The organism is Pseudomonas sp. B19(2017) (assembly GCF_002113165.1).
In the GTDB taxonomy this organism is placed as follows: domain Bacteria; phylum Pseudomonadota; class Gammaproteobacteria; order Pseudomonadales; family Pseudomonadaceae; genus Aquipseudomonas.
Genome location: NZ_NEJR01000013.1, coordinates 78,876 through 96,499, shown reverse-complemented (window position 1 = coordinate 96,499; position 17,624 = coordinate 78,876). Strand labels below are relative to the sequence as shown.

Below are 17,624 nucleotides of genomic sequence, written 5' to 3'. Positions count from 1 at the left end.
TTTCGCGGGCACGCCCGCTCCCACAGGGTCTGCGCTGCCTTTCATACCTGCGCGATACCTGTGGGAGCGGGCGTGCCCGCGAAGAGGCCGGGCCTGCAAACAAATGAGTTAGCATGGACAGCAGTTACCGGAGCTCCCATGCCTGACGCCACCCGCCACCTCACCCTCGCCAACGGCCTGCAGCTGACCCTGCGCCACGCCCCACGCCTGAAACGCTCGGCCGCCGCACTGCGGGTGCATGCGGGCAGCCACGACGCGCCTGGCAAGTGGCCCGGTCTGGCACACTTCCTGGAGCACCTGTTCTTTCTCGGCACCCCGCGCTTTCCCCTGGACGACGGCCTGATGCGCTACGTGCAGGCCCTCGGCGGCCAGGTCAATGCCAGCACCCGCGAACGCACCACCGACTTTTTCTTCGAGGTCCCACCCAGCGCTCTGGCCGGGGGCCTGGAGCGCCTGTGCCAGATGTTGGCCGAGCCAGACCTGGGCATCGAACGCCAACGCCGCGAACGTGAAGTCATCCATGCAGAGTTCATTGCCTGGTCGCGCAGCCCGCAGGCCCAGCAACAGTTCGCCTTGCTGCAAGCCGCGGCGCCCGGCCATCCACTGGGTGCTTTTCATGCCGGGAACCGATATACCCTGGCCTTGCAGGACCCAGCCTTCCAGCAAGCGCTGCGTGGCTTCCACCAGCGTTTCTACCAGGGCGGCCAAGTCACCCTGAGCCTGTGCGGCCCGCAATCGCTGGATGAACTGGAAAGGCTGGGCCGGCAGCATGCCGGGCTGTTCGCAACGGGAGCGCGGGTGCCACAAGCGCTGCCACTGCCTTTATCGGCGACCGATACGCAACGGCTCTTCAGTCACGAAAACCTGCCGGCAGGCGCCGAGCAGGCCCTGGAGTTGCTGATCGCCTGCCTCAACGACAGCCGCCCAGGCACTTGGCTGGATGCGCTTCGCCAACGTGGCTGGCTGCAAGGTTTCAAGGCCGAGGCGCTGTATGCCTTTGCCGGGCAGTTACTGTGGCACATTGAGCTGAAGCTCAGCGAGGACGCCAGCGCGGACGAAGCGGATGCGCTGTTGCAGGGTTGGTTCGGCTTCATCCGCCAGGCCGCGCCTGAGCACTTGAATACCGAGTTCGCACTGCTGCAGCAACGCCGCGAACGCAGCGCCAGCGCGCTTGAGCTTGCCCGCCGGGACAGCGCCGGCCAGCCGTTTGCAGGTCTGGATCCTCAAAGCCTGCAAGCGCTCGATGCCCTGCTGGAAGGCCTGTCGGTCCGCGAGTACGGGCATTGGCAACTGCCCGCTGTCGACCCCTTGCTACTGGCGGAGGTGCCTGATGCCAGGCAGCAGCCGCTGCCAGCGGCACTGAAGGTCAGCGACCAGCTGCCTGGCGACCGTCAATACGCGGTGCTGTACCTGCGCTGGCATGTCCCTTCACCCTTGCGCCAACGCCTGCATGCGCTGCTCGAGCGCGCCCTGCACCCCATGAAGGAGCGCTGCGAGCGCGTATCGGTGCAGTTGCAGTTCAGTGCCGCTGGCGAATACTGGCAGCTGCGCTGCGCCGGGCTACCGGCTGCGGTATTGCGCACTGTGGAACAGGCCTTGGCGCTCATGCTCAAGCCCCCGGCAGCCAGTTGGCAGCCCTGTTCGGCGCAGCCTCCGGCACTGATCCCGATCCGCGCCCTGCTCAGGCAACTGCCCGACGCCGTGCTGGGCGCCACGTCGGCAGCTGTGCCGGATTGCACCTTGGCACAGACCGAACTCGACAGCCTGTGGCAGCAGGCACGCTGGCACGGCCTGGCGGCAGGCTTCGACGATGCTGCCCTGAATGCATTGGGCACTGTGCTGCAGCGCTGCCCTGGCCAAGGCTCGGCGCCTGGCCCTCTGCCCGCCTGGGCCAACCACCGTTGGCAACATGCCGAAGTACCCGGTAGCGAACATGCCCTGCTACTGTTCTGCCCACTGCCGGCGGCCATGGAAGCCGCAGGCCGTCTGCTCGCGCAATTGCTGCAAGGGCCGGTCTACCAACGGCTACGGGTGGAACTGCAACTCGGCTATGCGGTATTCAGTACCTTTCGTCAGGTCGAGGGGGTCGGTGGCCTGCTGTTCGGGGTCCAGTCGCCTCACGCCAGCCAGGTACAGATACTCGACCACTTGCTCACCTTGCTACGCCAGGGCGTCACCTTCGATCCGGCCGCTCGCCAGGCCCTGGCCGGGCAATTCGATGAACCGGCAATGGGCAACGCCGAAGTCGCCGAATGGGCGTGGCAGACATACCTGGCCACACAAGCCGGCAGGCTGGATGCGCTGCGCAGGTCTATCCTGAATGCGCGGCAGACGGATCTGGACCACCTGCTGAGCCACATGCTTGGTACAGGTTCTACCTGGCTATGCCTGGCCAACGCTGCCGCACCAGATGCTTCCTGGCTGGGTTGAAACGCATGATTGTTACGAAAACCGCAACGGAGTTTTCGAATAATTAACCTTTCGGTACAAATTTTTCTTGTAAGATAGCGCAATCCCAGCCAGGGGGAACCTCCAGCCAATGGCGGTACCCAAGTAGTAGCTGACAAACCCACCCCTCATCCGGAAGGAGTAATTCCATGTGGACCAAACCTGCATACACTGATCTGCGCATCGGCTTCGAAGTCACCATGTACTTCGCCAACCGCTAAGCCCGGCTTACGGTTCGACGCCTCGGCCTGCCGGGGCGTTTTCGTTTTTTCGCTACGGTTTTCTGCAGAGAGAGTGGCCATGTACATCCAGGTTCTCGGTTCCGCCGCCGGCGGCGGGTTCCCGCAGTGGAACTGCAACTGCGTCAACTGCAAGGGCTTGCGCGACGGTACCTTGCGGGCCACGCCGCGCACCCAGTCGTCCATCGCCCTGTCCGACGACGGCGTGCATTGGGTGCTGTGCAATGCCTCGCCCGACATTCGCGCCCAGCTTCAGGCTTTTGCGCCGATGCAGCCGGCCCGCGCCCTGCGCGACACCGGCATCAACGCCATCATCCTGCTGGACAGCCAGATCGACCACACCACCGGCCTGCTCAGCCTGCGCGAAGGTTGCCCGCACCAGGTGTGGTGCACCGACATGGTCCACCAGGACCTGACCACCGGTTTCCCGCTGTTCAACATGCTCAGCCACTGGAACGGCGGCCTGCAATGGAACCGCATCGAACTGGAAGGCAGCTTCGTCATCGACGCCTGCCCCAACCTGCGCTTCACCCCGTTCCCCCTGCGCAGCGCCGCGCCGCCTTATTCGCCGCACCGCTTCGACCCGCACCCGGGCGACAACCTTGGGCTGCTGGTCGAGGACACCCGCACCGGCGGCAAGCTGTTCTACGCCCCGGGCCTGGGCCAGGTGGACGACAAGCTGCTGACGATGATGCACGGCGCCGACTGCCTGCTGGTCGATGGCACCCTGTGGGAAGATGATGAAATGCAGCGCCGTGGCGTGGGCACCCGTACCGGTCGCGAGATGGGCCACCTGGCGCAGAACGGCCGCGGCGGCATGCTGGAAGTGCTGGATGGCTTCCCACGGCAGCGCAAGGTACTTATCCACATCAACAATACCAACCCGATTCTCGATGAAGACTCGCCCGAGCGTGCCGAAGTGCTGCGCCGGGGTGTGGAAGTGGCCTTCGATGGCATGAGTATCGAGTTGTAAGCACAGCCCTTTAGGTGACACAAACCCTGTGGGAGCGGGCATGCCCGCGAAAAATCCGACACGGTGTATGGCACCGGCTTCGCCGGTGTTCGCGGGCATGCCCGCTCCCACAGGGGGCGAGGTGAGCCGAGACTCAGCTATACAGGAGCCAGCCGAATGAGCGACGCACTGCCAATGTCCCCTGCCGAATTCGAGCAGGCCCTGCGCGCCAAGGGCGCCTACTACCACATCCATCACCCATACCACGTGGCGATGTACCAAGGCCGCGCCAGCCGCGAACAGATCCAGGGCTGGGTGGCCAACCGCTTTTACTACCAGGTCAACATCCCGATGAAGGATGCCGCGATCCTGGCCAACTGCCCGGACCGCGAAGTGCGCCGCGAGTGGATCCAGCGCCTGCTCGACCACGATGGCGCGCCCGGCGAGGACGGTGGCATCGAAGCCTGGCTGCGCCTGGGCCAGGCCGTGGGCCTGGACCCGGACCAGCTGCGCTCCCAGGAACTGGTATTGCCCGGCGTGCGTTTTGCCGTGGACGCCTACGTCAACTTCGCCCGCCGCGCCAGCTGGCAGGAAGCGGCCAGCAGCTCGCTGACCGAGCTGTTTGCCCCGCAGATCCACCAGTCGCGCCTGGACAGCTGGCCGCAGCACTACCCCTGGATCGACCCGGCCGGCTACGAGTACTTCCGCACCCGCCTGGGCCAGGCCCGGCGTGACGTGGAGCACGGCCTGGCGATTACCCTGCAGCACTACACCACCCGCGCGGGCCAGGAGCGTATGCTGGAGATACTGCAGTTCAAGCTGGATATCCTGTGGAGCATGCTCGACGCCATGAGCATGGCCTACGAGCTGAACCGCCCGCCCTATCATTCCGTCACCCAGGAACGGGTGTGGCACAAAGGGATCACCCTATGAGTTTCAACCGTAATCAAGTGCCGAACTGGCGCCCCGGCTATCGCTTTCAGTACGAGCCGGCGCAAAAGGGCCATGTGCTGCTGTACCCAGAGGGCATGATCAAGCTCAACGACAGCGCGGCCCTGATCGGCGGCCTGATCGACGGCCAGCGCGACGTTGCCGCGATCATCAGCGAACTCGAACAACAGTTCCCCGGTGTCCCGGAAGTGGCCGATGACATCGAGCAGTTCATGGAGGTGGCCCGTGCCGAACACTGGATCGTCCTCGCCTGAGTTACCGCCTACGCCGGCAGTAGGCCTGCCGCTGTGGCTGCTGGCCGAGCTGACCTACCGTTGCCCGCTGCAGTGCCCGTACTGCTCCAACCCGTTGGACTTCGCCGCCCAGGGCCAGGAGCTGAGCACCGCGCAGTGGTTCAAGGTGATGGCCGAAGCCCGGGAAATGGGTGCCGCGCAAATCGGCTTTTCCGGCGGCGAACCGCTGGTCCGCCAGGACCTCGCCGAACTGATCGGCGAGGCCCGCCGGCTGGGCTACTACACCAACCTGATTACCTCGGGCATCGGCCTGACCGAGGCGCGCATCGCCGACTTCAAGAAAGCCGGCCTGGACCATATCCAGATCAGCTTCCAGGCCAGTGACGAGCAGGTGAACAACCTGCTGGCCGGCTCGAAGAAAGCCTTTGCGCAAAAGCTGGAAATGGCCCGTGCAGTGAAAGCCCATGGTTACCCGATGGTGCTCAACTTCGTCACCCACCGGCACAACATTGACAAGATCGACCGCATCATCGAGCTGTGCATTGCCCTGGAGGCCGACTTCGTCGAACTCGCCACCTGCCAGTTCTACGGCTGGGCCCACCTCAACCGGCTGGGCCTGTTGCCGACCCGCGCGCAGCTCGAGCGAGCTGAACGCATTACCAACGAATACCGGGAAAGGCTCAAGGCCGAGGGCAACCCGTGCAAGCTGATCTTCGTCACCCCGGACTACTACGAGGAGCGCCCCAAGGCCTGCATGAATGGCTGGGGCAGCCTGTTCCTCACCATCACCCCGGACGGCACTGCCCTGCCCTGCCACGGCGCACGCCAGTTGCCGGTGCAGTTTCCCAACGTGCGCGACCACGACCTGCACCACATCTGGTACGACTCGTTCGGCTTCAACCGCTTCCGTGGCTATGAGTGGATGCCCGAACCCTGCCGCTCCTGCGACGAGAAAGAAAAGGACTTCGGCGGCTGCCGCTGCCAGGCCTTCATGCTCACCGGCGATGCCAGCAATGCCGACCCGGTGTGCGCCAAGTCGGCCGACCACGGCATCATCCTCAAGGCCCGCGATGAGTCGGAAAGCGCCCAGCTCACCATTGAACAGATGACCTTCCGCAATGAACGAAACTCCCGTGTCATCGCCCGCGGCTGAGTTCAGCGCGGCCCAGGCTGTTGCCGCAGGCACCGACTTCGCCGAACTCAAGGTCAGCGCCGCGGGGCTGTTCTGGAACGAGTTCCGCCCGGCCGATGGTGCCTGTCGCATCTGGCACTGGCAGCACCAGCAGGCCCGCTGCCTGACACCCGATGGCTTCAGTGTGCGTAGCCGGGTCTACGAATACGGCGGTGGCAGTTTTTGCCTGGGTGGCGACGGGCTGCTGTTCGTCAACGAAAAGGACCAACAGGTCTATACCCAGGCCCTGGACGGCGCGGTACCGCGCGCCCTGACCGAGGATGTCAGCTGCCGCTACGGCGATGTGCAGTGGCACGACGGCCTGCTGCTGGCAGTCGAGGAGCAGCATGGCGAAGGGGTCGAGCATCGCCTGGTCGCTCTGAGTGAGCAGGCCCGCGAAGTGCTCGCCGAGGGTGCCGACTTCTATGCTTCGCCTACGGTGAGTGGCGACGGCCAGCGCCTGGCGTGGGTCGAATGGGACCGCCCGGCTCAACCCTGGACCTTCACCAGGCTGATGTGCCGCACACGTGATGCCAGTGGTCACTGGGGGCCGGCGCAATGTATTGCCAGCGCTGACGAGTCGCTACAGCAGCCGCGCTTCGATAGTGAAGGCCGACTTTACTGCCTGTCCGACCGCAATGGCTTCTGGCAGCCCTGGGGCGAGGTCGATGGCTGTTGGCAGGCCTTGCCTGCCGAACCCGCGGACCACGCTGCAGCCCCCTGGCAACTGGGCGCCAGTACCTGGTTGGCGTTGGGGCCGCAAAGCTATCTGGCCAGCTGGTTCGAAAACGGCTTCGGGCAGCTGGGGCTGCGCACTGCCGATGGCCGCCTGGAACGTTTCGCCAGCGCCTACACGCGCTTTCGCAGCCTGGCCATGGATACCGGACACCTGTACGCGATAGCCGCCTCGCCGATCAGCCCGCCGGCGGTCATCGCCATTGCCCGCAGCAACCACGAGGTCAGCGTATTGGCTGGTGGCGCCGAAGTGCTGCCGGCAAGACATATCAGCCTGCCGCAGTCGTTCCACTACGGCAGTGGCGGCCATTGCGCCCATGGCTTCTTTTACCCGGCAGCCCGGTCGCAAGTGGCCTCGCCGCTGGTGGTGTTCATTCATGGCGGGCCGACCTCGGCCTGTTATCCCGTGCTCGACCCACGCATCCAGTACTGGACCCAGCGCGGCTTCGCCGTCGCCGACCTCAACTACCGGGGCAGCACCGGCTATGGCCGTGAATACCGCCAGGCCTTGCACCTGCGCTGGGGCGAAAGCGATGTGGCCGATGCTTGCGCGGCGGTGGAACACCTGGCAGGTCGTGGGCTGATCGACGGCCGCAAGGCGTTCATCCGTGGCGGTAGCGCGGGCGGCTACACTACCCTCTGTGCCTTGGCGTTCCATGATGTGTTCCGCGCCGGCGCCAGCCTGTACGGGGTTAGCGACCCGGTTGCCCTGGGCAGGGCCACCCACAAGTTCGAAGGGGACTACCTGGACTGGTTGATCGGCGACCCGCTGCAGGACGCCGAGCGCTATCGCCAGCGTACACCGCTGCTGCATGCGGGGCAGATCAAGGTGCCGGTGATTTTCTTCCAGGGCGAACTGGATGCAGTTGTGGTGCCAGAGCAGACGCGGTCGATGCTGGAAGCGCTGCAGGCTAACGGGATCGAGGCTGAAGGGCACTTCTATGCGGGGGAGCGACATGGGTTCCGCAAGGCGGAGAACCTGGCGCATGCGCTGGAAGAAGAGTGGAAATTCTATTGCCGGGTGTTGGGGCAGTAAGCCGGGCTAGCCCTTGTAGGAGCAGCCTTGCGATGCGAAAGGGCCCTTATGGCAAGCGCATTTACTGTGCCTGTAATGGCCTCTTCGCAGCACAAGGCTGCTCCTACAGGGACCGTGCTCGCTGCTTAACGCTTGGCGATGATATACACCGCATGCACGATCCCCGGAATGTACCCCAGCAAGGTCAGCAGGATATTGAGCCAGAACGCCCCGCCAAACCCAACCTGCAGGAATACGCCGAGCGGCGGCAGGATGATGGCGATGATGATGCGTATGAAGTCCATGCGAGTCTCTCCTGAAGGGGTTACATCAGAGACTAGCTGCCCACCGTAGAGGTTCAACAGGCAAAAAAAAACGCCCCGGGCCGAATGAAACAGGCCAGGGGCGATGCGCAGGAACGCCAGACGGTTCGTAAAATTCGGATCAGGCCGGTACTTCCCGGCGGGCCTGCTGCCAGGTGTGCAGGCGGGCGAAGGCGCGGGCCAGGCGCAGCAGCATTTCGTCGATGTTGCCCTTGCTCACGGTCAGCGCCGGCGAAAAGCGCACCACATCCGCCTGCGGTGCGTTGAGCAGCAGGCCTTCGTGCAGGGCCGCCGCCACCAGCTCGCGGGCCAGGTTCTCCTTCAGCTGCAGGGCCCACAGCAGGCCTTGCCCGCGCACTTCGCCCTGGCCATAACGCCCGGCTAGCCGGCCAAGGCCCTCACGCAGGTGGCGGCCGTTGTCCTGCACCTGGGCGAAGAAGCCAGGCTCCAGCACGGTATCCAGCACGGCCAGGCCGGCGGCGCACATCAGCGCGTTGCCATGGTGGCTGCCTTCCAGTTCGCCAGGCTCGGCGCAGCACGCCGTGCCCCGGGCCAGCAAGGCCGCCAGCGGCACGCCACCACCCAGACCCTTGCCCAAGGTGATGATGTCGGCACGCACGCCGTAGGTTGCTTCGGCCAGCAGCGCGCCACAGCGGCCGATGCCGGTCTGCACCTCGTCGAGGATCAGCAGGATGCCCAGTTCGCGGCACAGCGTTTCCACACCCTTGAGGTACTCCTGCGTGGCCGGAATGACACCCGCCTCGCCCTGGATAGGCTCGAGCATGATTGCCACGGTGCGTGAGTCCACCTCGGCATGCAGCGCCGCCAGGTCGTTGAACGGCACCTTGCTGAAGCCCGGCAGGCCCGGCTCGCAGCGGTTGCACGGCAGCGGGTCGGACGCCGACAACGCGCCCAGGCTTCGGCCATGGCAGGCCTGGCTGGCGGTGATGATGTGATAGGCGCCGTTGCGGTGCAGCTGGCCCCACTTGCGCGCCAGCTTGATCGCGCCCTCGCAGGCTTCGGCACCGCTGTTGAGCAGGTAAGCCTGGTCGCTGCCGGTGCTCTGGCACAGGCGGTTGACCAGCCCCAGCAGCCCATGGCTGTGAAAGCCCGAGCCCGGGTTGATCAACGCCTGGGCCTGGGTGCTCAGCGCCTTCACCAGCACACTGGGGCTGTGGCCCAGGCTGTTGACCGCACCACCCTGGGTGAAGTCCAGGTAGGCATGCCCTTCGTTGTCCCACAACCAGGAGCCTTGGCCACGCACGAACACTTGCGCTGCGCGTTCGGTGCCGGGCATCAGGCGCTCACGCGACAGCTGCGGCGCTTCCGGCACGATCACCGGCGCACGCTTGGGCTCGGCGACGGCGGCAGGGGCCGGGCGGCGCAGGTTGAACAGGTTCATCAGGGCTCCAACCAGTCACGGCAGAGGGCGGCCACGGTGCGGTCTGGGTGCCGGCACTCGATATTTTGCCTTGCCTATCAAAAGTGTTTTTCATTCGGGGTAACAATCGACCGATTCATCGCTGTAACCCGCTGGAATACGGCGATAGACTAGGCTTCGCGAGGGTGTACGACCATTTCGTTTTTTCAGCATTTTCGATAAGCATTACTTATGGATTTTCGCCAACTGCGTTATTTCGTCGCGGTGTATGAAGAAGGCCACGTGGGCCGCGCCGCCGAGCGCCTGTCGCTGTCCCAACCGGCTCTTTCCCAGCAGATCCGCCAACTGGAGCACAGCCTTGACCTGAGCCTGTTCGAGCGCAGCAACAAACGCCTGCTGCCGACGCTGGCCGCCCATACCCTGTACAACCACGCCCTGCCGCTGCTCGACGGCCTGCAGCGCGCCCACGAGGCCATGCGCAACTTCAAGGGCCAGTCCCTACGTACGCTGGCCATCGGCGTGCTGCAGACCGTGCGGCCAAGCCTGGTGCCGCAACTGCTCGAACGCCTGCGCAGGGCACAGCCGCACCTGGTGGTGCAGATCTACGAATTGTCGGGGCTGGAGATCGAACGGCGCTTGCTCAACGGCAGCCTGGATATCGGCATCAGCTACCTGCCGCCACGCCAGCCGGGGCTGCATGGCCTGCTGCTGTACGAAGATGAGCTGCAACTGGTGATCCCCGCTACCCACCCGCTGAAAGACTTCAAGAAGGTGTCCATCCGCCAGGCCGCCGAGCTGCCCATGCTGATGCTGGGTGAGGAATTCCAGATTCGCCAGATCTGGCAGGCGCAGCTGGCCAGCCAAGGGCGTCGGCCGCAGGTGCAGGCCGAGATGAACAACATGGCGGGGATTCTCGACAGCCTGGCCCATACCGCGCTGGCCACCATCCTGCCGGGGCGGGCCAAGGAGGCAGCCGAGGATGATCAGGGGTTGCTGTGGAAGCCATTGAGTGAGCCGCGGGTACCGTTGAAGGTTGGCCTGGTGTTCCGCGATGCCCAGCGCCAGCAGGCCTCTGTGGAGCTGCTGCGCACGCTGCTGGAGGAAGAGACGGACGCCCGCCTGTTGGGCGCATCATCGCTGGATGTGCTGGGCTGAAAAACACGCGCACAAAGAAAACCCCGCCGAAGCGGGGTTTTCCCAGACTGTTTCCCTGTGACATCCGTATCGCCCCACCATCCTGGCAGGCGTCCTTCGTCGTCATCCTTGATCTGTCCTTTGCGCTTCCTGCGCAACGTCCATGTGGTAAAGAATAACCGTGGATCCAATCTGAGAACAGTGGTGAAAAGTCACCACGTCGTGTAGGAAAAGGCTTACAAAGCAGCCCCACCCCCCCTCAGAACTGCTCGGCATCCAGCAGGTACAACGACTCACTCCCCGCCTTCACCGAAGCCACCAGCGAATCCACCCGCGGCAGCAACCGCGCAAAGTAGAACCGCGCCGTACCCAGCTTGCCCGCATAGAACGCTTCGTCCCCCTTACCCGCCTGGGCCGCACGCGCCATCAAGGCCCACATGTAGGCATAGGCGACATAACCAAAGGCATGCAGGTACTCGACCGAAGCCGCGCCAATCTCGTTCGGGTTGCCTTTGGCCTGCTCCAGCACCCATTCGGTAAGCCCGTCAAGTTGATCGAGGCAAGTACCCAACGGCTTGGCAAATTCATCCAGTTCGCTGCCCGCGCTGGCAATGAACTGGCGAATCTCGTCGGAGAACAGCCGGTAGTACGCCCCACCACTGGCCACCACCTTGCGCCCCATCAGGTCGAGGGCCTGGATGCCGTTGGTGCCTTCGTAGATCTGCGTAATACGCACATCACGCACCAATTGCTCCTGCCCCCATTCACGAATATAGCCATGCCCGCCGAACACCTGCTGGCCGTGCACCGCGCACTCTAGGCCCAGATCGGTGAGGAAGGCCTTGGCCACCGGTGTCAGCAGTGCCACCAGCTCTTCGCTGCGCTTGCGCACGGCGGCGTCTTCGCTGTACTTGGCGCTGTCCAGTTGCAGGGCCACGTAACTGGAGAAGGCACGGCCACCCTCGATCAGCGCCTTCATGGTCAGCAGCATGCGGCGCACGTCGGGGTGGACGATGATCGGGTCGGCCGCCTTGTCCTTGGCTTGCGGCCCGGTCGGGGCGCGGCTCTGCAGGCGGTCGCGGGCGTATTCCACGGCGTTCTGGTAGGAGCGCTCGGCCGAGGCCAGGCCCTGGATACCAACGCCCAGGCGCTCGTAGTTCATCATGGTGAACATGGCCGCCAGGCCCTTGTTCGGCTCACCGACGATGTAGCCGACCGCTTCGTCGAAGTTCATCACGCAGGTGGCCGAGGCCTGGATACCCATCTTGTGCTCGATCGAGCCACAGGTTGCCGGGTTGCGTGCGCCCAGGCTGCCGTCTTCGTTGACCAGGAACTTCGGCACCAGGAACAGCGAAATGCCTTTCGGCCCCGCAGGTGCGTCCGGCAGCTTGGCCAGCACCAGGTGGATGATGTTCTCGGTCAGGTCGTGTTCACCGCCAGTGATGAAGATCTTGGTGCCGCTGACCTTGTAGCTGCCGTCGGCCTGGGGTTCGGCCTTGGTGCGAATGATGCCCAGGTCGGTACCGGCGTGCGGCTCGGTCAGGCACATGGAACCGGCCCACACACCGGCGTACATGTTAGGCAGGTACTTTTCCTTCAGCGCCTCACTGGCGTGGGCATTGATCGACAGGCAGGCGCCGGCGGTCAGCATCGGGTACAGGCCAAAGGACAGGCTGGAAGCGTTGACCATCTCCTCGACCTGGGCCGAGATGACCTTGGGCATGCCCATGCCGCCGAACAGCGGGTCGCCGCCCACGCCCACCCAACCGCCTTCGGCGTAGGTGTTGTATGCCTCGATGAAACCGGCCGGTGTGCGTACTGCGCCGTTGTCCCAGTGGCAGCCCTCTTCATCCGCGGCGCGGCTGAGCGGCGCAATGGACTTGGCAGTGACCTTGCCGGCTTCTTCCAGCACCGCCATGGCCGTGTCGGCATCGACAACCTCGGCCAGCCCGGGCAACTGCGCCCACTGCTCGGCCACGTTGAAGACTTCATTCAGTACGAAGCGCATGTCGCGCAGGGGCGCTTTATATTCAGCCATGACAACCTCTCGCTAGTCGGGTCGGGGCGGTCTCGGGGAACCGCGACACTGGGTTGCTGGCAGTGTAACCGAACAACTTTTACGAGACATAGGGTCATAAACAGACTGAATAGTCTATTTAAGTCACGCCGTGCGCACTGCCCCTCGCTGCGATTGCTGCCCATGCACCATGACACAATTGCGCCCTGCGCCTTTGGCGTTGTATAGCGCCAGGTCGGCAGACTTCAACACCGCCTCGGGGTTGCGATGATCGGCCTGGCGCTCGGCCACACCGATGCTGATGGTGACCGACACCGTGCCGCCACTGCTGCCCGCGCGCCGCTGGCGCCCGGCGGTATCGTCCTGCGGGCGGTTGTACTGGTCGCGCAGGTGCATCACGTAGTTGGCGATCACTTCGCGCACGGCTTCCACATGCGGCAAGCATTCTTCGGCGGTCTTGCCGGCAAACACCAGGGCGAACTCCTCGCCGCCATAGCGATAGGCCCGGCCACCGCCGGTGACCTTGGACAAGCGGCTGGCGACCAGGCGCAGCACCTGGTCGCCAACGTCGTGGCCGTGGGTGTCGTTGAATTTCTTGAAGTGGTCGACATCGGTCATGGCGATCACATAGTTGCGCCCCAGGCGCTGCATGCGCTCGTTCAGCGCACGGCGCCCCGGCAGCCCGGTCAGCTCGTCGCGGAATGCCATCTGGTAGGCCTCGTGCGCCACCGCCGCGGCGATCATCAGCATTACCTGGCTGCACATGATGTTCAGGGTGAACGGCAGGATGAAGGTTTGCGGCAACATCCAGAAGATGCCCAGCAGGCCCGTCACCAGTGCCGCGTGCAGCGGCCGTGGTGCGCGCAGATATTGCACCACCAGCAGAATGAACACGCCGAGGAACAGTGGGTAGACCATCTGGATCAAGCTCATCCACTGACCATGCAGGGTTGGCCAGCGGATTTCCGCCAACCAGGTCAGCAACGCCTCGGGGAAGCTTTGCTCCAGGGCCACGGCCACGCTGCCGATGGCAAACAGCACGGCCCCACGGGCAACCAGGTCCTGCAGCAGGTGGGTACGTTCCTGCCAGGCGCCATACAGCCCGAACAGGGCGGGCAGCAACAGGCATACCAGGTGGAAGGTCACCGCCGCGTCCTCGCGCACGCGGCCATGGTCACGGTAAAAGTCGGTCTGGGTGTCGAGCAGGTAGTAGGCGATATACACGGTGAGCATGAGAAACAACTCACGCTGACGGCGGTACACCGCGCAATAAGCGCCGCCCAGCAGCAGGACCAAGGTTGGCAGGACGTTGAACAGCGATGTGAAAAAGACACTCAGGTCTCTCACATAGGCTGCGGCGAGCCCTGCCAGCAACAAGAACAGCGACGGCAGGAAGTGGCTTGCGCGAACAGCGTTAAGACGAAACAAGGGTAATCTCCGACCCGGCAGATCAATAATGGCATTGTGCCCTCACTTCATCGGCAGTGCACATGAACAGTTGAGTTTCAGGAGGGAAGAACAGGAAGTTCCGGCCTGCACGCTATCTCTTGTGGGAGCGGGCATGCCCGCGAAACAGGCGACGCGGTGGCTGGCACCGGCTTTGCCGGTGTTCGCGGCGGTTCGACGCCTCGACACGCCCGCTCCCACAGGGATCGCGTGCAGCCCCTAAATGCAAAAACCCGCCTGCCGGTGAAGGCAGGCGGGTTTGCTTTACAGCGGCAGGTTCAGTACGACAGGCCGAAGTGCTCTTCGTCCATCGCCATCAGGTTGTCGGCACCCGACAGCATGCTCGCAACATGGGTACGGGTACGCGGCAGGATGCGCTGGAAGTAGAAGCGCGCGGTCTGCAGCTTGGCGGTGTAGAACGCTTCTTCGCTGGTGCCGGCAGCCAGTTTCTCGGCCGCCAGGCGGGCGATGTCGGCCCAGAAGTAGGCCAGGCAGGCGTAGCCGGAATACATCAGGTAATCGACCGAGGCCGCACCCACTTCTTCGCGGTCCTTCATGGCGGCCATGCCCACTTTCATGGTCAGCTCGCCCCACTCCTTGTTCAGCGCCGCCAGCGGTTCGACGAATTCCTTGACTGCGTCGTTGCCTTCCTGCGCCTGGCAGAACTTGTGCACGATCTTGGTGAAGCCCTTCAGCGCTTCGCCCTGGGTCATCAGTACCTTGCGGCCGAGCAGGTCCAGAGCCTGGATGCCGGTGGTACCTTCGTACAGCATGGAAATGCGGCTGTCGCGCACGTTCTGCTCCATGCCCCACTCGGCGATGAAGCCATGGCCGCCGTAGATCTGCACGCCGTGGTTGGCGGCTTCGAAACCGACTTCGGTCATGAATGCCTTGGCGATCGGGGTCAAGAACGCCAGCAGGGCATCAGCCTTCTTGCGCTCTTCCTCATCCTGGCTGTACTTGACGATGTCCACCTGTTTGGCAGTGAAGTACACCATCGCACGGTTGCCTTCGGCGAAGGCCTTCATGGTCAGCAGCATGCGACGCACGTCCGGGTGTACGATGATCGGGTCAGCAGCCTTGTCCGGTGCTTTCGGGCCAGTCAGAGAACGCATCTGCAGGCGCTCACGGGCGTACTTCAAGCCACCCTGGAAAGCCACCTCGGCGTGAGCCAGGCCTTGCAGCGCAGTACCCAGGCGAGCGGTGTTCATGAAGGTGAACATGCAGTTCAGGCCTTTGTTGGCCGGGCCGATCAGGTAGCCGGTAGCGCCGTCGAAGTTCATCACGCAGGTGGCGTTGCCGTGGATACCCATCTTGTGCTCGATCGAGCCACAGCTCACGCCGTTGCGCTCGCCCACACCGCCTTCGGCGTTGGGCAGGAACTTCGGCACGATGAACAGCGAGATACCCTTGGTGCCGGCCGGTGCGTCCGGCAGACGGGCCAGGACGATATGGACGATGTTGTCGGCCATGTCGTGCTCACCGGCCGAAATGAAGATCTTGGTACCCGACACCTTGTAGCTGCCGTCGGCCTGTGGCTCGGCCTTGGTGCGCAGCATGCCCAGGTCAGTGCCGCAGTGTGGCTCGGTCAGGCACATGGTGCCGGTCCACTCGCCGGACACCAGCTTAGTCAGGTAGGTGTGCTGCTGCTCGGGGGTGCCATGCGCGGAAATGGTGTTCATCGCGCCGTGGGACAGGCCGGGGTACATGCCCCACGACCAGTTCGAACCGCCGACCATTTCGCTCAGGGCCAGGCCCAGCGACTCTGGCAGGCCCTGGCCGCCGTGCTCGACGTCGTGCGCCAGGCTCGGCCAGCCGCCTTCGACGAACTGCTGGTAGGCCTCCTTGAAGCCGGTCGGGGTTTTCACGCCCGATTCGCTCCAGGTGCAGCCTTCCTGGTCACCCACACGGTTCAGCGGCGACAGCACCTGCTCACAGAACTTCGCGCCTTCTTCAAGGATCGCGTCGACCATGTCGGGCGTGGCGTCCTGGCAACCCGGCAGGCTCTGATAGTGCGCCTCATAACCGAGCAGTTCGTCGCGAACGAAGCGGATATCACGCAAGGGGGCTTTGTAATCAGGCATTGCGATGAACCTCTAGGTGAGTTCTGTGGGGTGACCCGCACTTGGCGGCCGTCGATCAAACAGTTGTTTGAAACTTACGTTTAGCTCTGCCTGATGTCAAGGATGGACTATGGTGCCATTTACGCCACGAAAAATGACGTTTACGCCAAGCTCAGAAAAAGCGCTGCCCTTGTGGGAGCGGGCGTGCCCGCGAAAGGGCCTGAGCAGACAATGGAGGTGCCTGAGCTGGCGCATTCGCGGGCACGCCCGCTCCCACAGAGGGCTGTGTGTGATTCGAGGGGGCGCCTGTCAGGCGTAGGTGTCGATGAACCGGCCGAGCATTTCGTCGGATGCTTTGGCGACCTTTGCGCCAAGCTCGACTTCAAGTTTGCCTACGGCCAGTTGTACGGTGCTGGTGGCCAGGTCCATCTGCTGGCTGCGGTCGACCGCGCGCAGGCGTTCGGCCTGAAAATCGCTGGACTGGCTGGTGGCGGTTCGTTCGGCGGTGTTATTGGCGATCTGGCTGGCGGCCTGATCGACGCGGTTCTGGCCGGTCTGGATTGCGCTCAGGCCCGCGTAATAGGCGGAGCTACCGGTGATTTCCATGTCAGGACTCCATTGACGCTGGATGACGAACAGGCCCAATTAAAACAGGCCAGGGGCGAAAAGGCCCGTTTAAATCCCTAATGGCCTGATGCCAGTTGATAGGCCCTGGGTATTCCTGCACTGGCCTCTTCGCGGGTAAACCCGCTCCCACAGGACTCCACAGCTCTGAGACTTGTGCAATACCTGTGGGAGCGGGTTCACCCGCGAAGAGGCCAAGCCTGGAAACGGCTAATCCAGCAGATCCAGCTGAAGGTGTTCAGCCACCATGTCGGCACTGGCCTGCTTCAATTTGGGCACCCGCCCCAGGCATGGCGCCGGCAAACGCTCGGCCAGGCTGGCCAGGTTCTCTTCCAGGCGCGAAGTACGCGGCTCGATGATGTTCGCCACCCAACCCGCCAATTGCAGGCCGTCACGAGCAATCGCCTCGGCGCTGAGCAAGGCGTGGCTGATGCACCCCAACCGTACCCCCACCACCAGGATCACCGGCAGCTTGAGGGCAATGGCCAGGTCGGACAAGTTGGCTTGCCCCGACAACGGCACGCGCCAGCCTCCGGCCCCCTCGATCAGGGTGAAGTCGGCATTTTGCCGCAGCACATTGAGCATCGCCGCCAGCAGGTCCGACACAGCAAGCGTTACCCCTGCCTCGCGCGCGGCCACATGGGGTGCGATAGCCGGTTCGAAGGCAAACGGGTTGACCTGCTCGTAGGGCAGCTTGATGGAGCTTTCATCGATCAACGCCTGGGCGTCACTGTTGCGCAAACCTTTCGATGTCATCGTGCAACCGGAGGCCACCGGCTTTGCTCCCAGCGTGCTCATGCCCTGCGACCGTGCCGCATGCAACAGCCCCGCAGCGATGGTGGTTTTGCCAACATCGGTGTCGGTACCGGCAATGAAATAGGCCTGGCTCATC

The 17,624-nt window shown here is 63.9% G+C and carries 15 protein-coding genes; 8 read left to right on the top strand and 7 right to left on the bottom strand.

All coding sequences use genetic code 11. The features are described from left to right. The first annotated feature begins 138 nt into the window (after nucleotides 1-138). From pqqF to CAF70_RS17980, 7 genes are all read left to right on the top strand, one after another. A complete protein-coding gene (gene pqqF / locus CAF70_RS18010; protein ID WP_085626241.1) occupies nucleotides 139-2,430 on the top strand; it encodes a pyrroloquinoline quinone biosynthesis protein PqqF in 2,292 nt (763 codons plus the stop codon). 167 nt (nucleotides 2,431-2,597) lie between these two features. After that, entirely contained in the window at nucleotides 2,598-2,669 is a 72-nt protein-coding gene (gene pqqA, locus CAF70_RS18005) for a pyrroloquinoline quinone precursor peptide PqqA (protein WP_003243383.1), read from the top strand. 79 nt (nucleotides 2,670-2,748) lie between these two features. Further along, complete coding sequence (gene pqqB / locus CAF70_RS18000; protein ID WP_085626240.1) at nucleotides 2,749-3,660, top strand: pyrroloquinoline quinone biosynthesis protein PqqB; 912 nt, start codon at nucleotides 2,749-2,751, stop codon at nucleotides 3,658-3,660. A 156-nt stretch (nucleotides 3,661-3,816) separates the two neighbouring features. Next, nucleotides 3,817-4,572, top strand: a complete 756-nt coding sequence (pqqC, locus tag CAF70_RS17995; RefSeq protein ID WP_061550893.1) for a pyrroloquinoline-quinone synthase PqqC — start codon at nucleotides 3,817-3,819, stop codon at nucleotides 4,570-4,572. After that, the gene (gene pqqD, locus CAF70_RS17990; protein ID WP_085626239.1) at nucleotides 4,569-4,844 is read left to right on the top strand and encodes a pyrroloquinoline quinone biosynthesis peptide chaperone PqqD; all 276 of its coding nucleotides are present in this window, start codon (nucleotides 4,569-4,571) and stop codon (nucleotides 4,842-4,844) included. Before pqqC ends, pqqD begins: the two co-directional genes overlap by 4 nt. After that, on the top strand, nucleotides 4,816-5,976 hold the full coding sequence (pqqE, locus tag CAF70_RS17985; protein WP_085626238.1) for a pyrroloquinoline quinone biosynthesis protein PqqE: 1,161 nt from the start codon (nucleotides 4,816-4,818) through the stop codon (nucleotides 5,974-5,976). The genes pqqD and pqqE overlap by 29 nt, the downstream gene beginning before the upstream one ends. Then, complete coding sequence (locus CAF70_RS17980) at nucleotides 5,942-7,765, top strand: S9 family peptidase (protein ID WP_085626237.1); 1,824 nt, start codon at nucleotides 5,942-5,944, stop codon at nucleotides 7,763-7,765. Before pqqE ends, CAF70_RS17980 begins: the two co-directional genes overlap by 35 nt. 125 nt (nucleotides 7,766-7,890) lie before the next feature. Here CAF70_RS17980 and CAF70_RS17975 read toward each other — a convergent pair whose 3' ends face one another. Then, a complete protein-coding gene (locus CAF70_RS17975; protein ID WP_009681539.1) occupies nucleotides 7,891-8,049 on the bottom strand; it encodes a YqaE/Pmp3 family membrane protein in 159 nt (52 codons plus the stop codon). A 139-nt stretch (nucleotides 8,050-8,188) separates the two neighbouring features. Further along, nucleotides 8,189-9,469 (bottom strand): aspartate aminotransferase family protein, encoded by a 1,281-nt coding sequence (locus CAF70_RS17970; RefSeq protein WP_085626236.1) that lies wholly within the window; start codon nucleotides 9,467-9,469, stop codon nucleotides 8,189-8,191. Between the two features lie 210 nt (nucleotides 9,470-9,679). Between CAF70_RS17970 and CAF70_RS17965 the strand changes: the two genes are divergently transcribed. After that, the gene (locus tag CAF70_RS17965; protein ID WP_085626235.1) at nucleotides 9,680-10,603 is read left to right on the top strand and encodes a LysR family transcriptional regulator; all 924 of its coding nucleotides are present in this window, start codon (nucleotides 9,680-9,682) and stop codon (nucleotides 10,601-10,603) included. Between the two features lie 238 nt (nucleotides 10,604-10,841). On the opposite strand, the gene CAF70_RS17960 is transcribed toward CAF70_RS17965, so the two are convergent. From CAF70_RS17960 to bioD, 5 genes are all read right to left on the bottom strand, one after another. Then, nucleotides 10,842-12,620 carry an acyl-CoA dehydrogenase C-terminal domain-containing protein gene (locus CAF70_RS17960; RefSeq protein ID WP_085626234.1) on the bottom strand — a complete coding sequence of 593 codons (1,779 nt, stop codon included), beginning with the start codon at nucleotides 12,618-12,620 and terminating at the stop codon, nucleotides 10,842-10,844. 123 nt (nucleotides 12,621-12,743) lie between these two features. Next, on the bottom strand, nucleotides 12,744-14,027 hold the full coding sequence (locus tag CAF70_RS17955) for a diguanylate cyclase (RefSeq protein ID WP_085626233.1): 1,284 nt from the start codon (nucleotides 14,025-14,027) through the stop codon (nucleotides 12,744-12,746). Between the two features lie 296 nt (nucleotides 14,028-14,323). Further along, a complete protein-coding gene (locus CAF70_RS17950; protein WP_085626232.1) occupies nucleotides 14,324-16,129 on the bottom strand; it encodes a phenylacyl-CoA dehydrogenase in 1,806 nt (601 codons plus the stop codon). Between the two features lie 288 nt (nucleotides 16,130-16,417). Beyond that, nucleotides 16,418-16,714: a pyrroloquinoline quinone biosynthesis protein PqqE gene (locus CAF70_RS17945; RefSeq protein ID WP_085626231.1), complete on the bottom strand. Its 297-nt coding sequence runs from the start codon at nucleotides 16,712-16,714 to the stop codon at nucleotides 16,418-16,420. A gap of 228 nt (nucleotides 16,715-16,942) precedes the next feature. Beyond that, nucleotides 16,943-17,623: a dethiobiotin synthase gene (gene bioD, locus CAF70_RS17940; protein WP_085626230.1), complete on the bottom strand. Its 681-nt coding sequence runs from the start codon at nucleotides 17,621-17,623 to the stop codon at nucleotides 16,943-16,945. Nucleotide 17,624: the final 1 nt, after the last annotated feature.

Excerpts from the sequence above, each read along its gene's own strand:
- pqqF (WP_085626241.1), top strand. The coding sequence starts at position 139 with ATGCCTGACGCCACCCGCCACCTCACCCTCGCCAACGGCCTGCAGCTG.
- pqqB (WP_085626240.1), top strand. The coding sequence starts at position 2,749 with ATGTACATCCAGGTTCTCGGTTCCGCCGCCGGCGGCGGGTTCCCGCAG.
- pqqC (WP_061550893.1), top strand. The coding sequence starts at position 3,817 with ATGAGCGACGCACTGCCAATGTCCCCTGCCGAATTCGAGCAGGCCCTG.
- pqqD (WP_085626239.1), top strand. The coding sequence starts at position 4,569 with ATGAGTTTCAACCGTAATCAAGTGCCGAACTGGCGCCCCGGCTATCGC.
- CAF70_RS17980 (WP_085626237.1), top strand. The coding sequence starts at position 5,942 with ATGAACGAAACTCCCGTGTCATCGCCCGCGGCTGAGTTCAGCGCGGCC.
- CAF70_RS17975 (WP_009681539.1), bottom strand. The coding sequence starts at position 8,049 with ATGGACTTCATACGCATCATCATCGCCATCATCCTGCCGCCGCTCGGC.
- CAF70_RS17970 (WP_085626236.1), bottom strand. The coding sequence starts at position 9,469 with ATGAACCTGTTCAACCTGCGCCGCCCGGCCCCTGCCGCCGTCGCCGAG.
- CAF70_RS17965 (WP_085626235.1), top strand. The coding sequence starts at position 9,680 with ATGGATTTTCGCCAACTGCGTTATTTCGTCGCGGTGTATGAAGAAGGC.
- CAF70_RS17960 (WP_085626234.1), bottom strand. The coding sequence starts at position 12,620 with ATGGCTGAATATAAAGCGCCCCTGCGCGACATGCGCTTCGTACTGAAT.
- CAF70_RS17950 (WP_085626232.1), bottom strand. The coding sequence starts at position 16,129 with ATGCCTGATTACAAAGCCCCCTTGCGTGATATCCGCTTCGTTCGCGAC.
- CAF70_RS17945 (WP_085626231.1), bottom strand. The coding sequence starts at position 16,714 with ATGGAAATCACCGGTAGCTCCGCCTATTACGCGGGCCTGAGCGCAATC.
- bioD (WP_085626230.1), bottom strand. The coding sequence starts at position 17,623 with ATGAGCCAGGCCTATTTCATTGCCGGTACCGACACCGATGTTGGCAAA.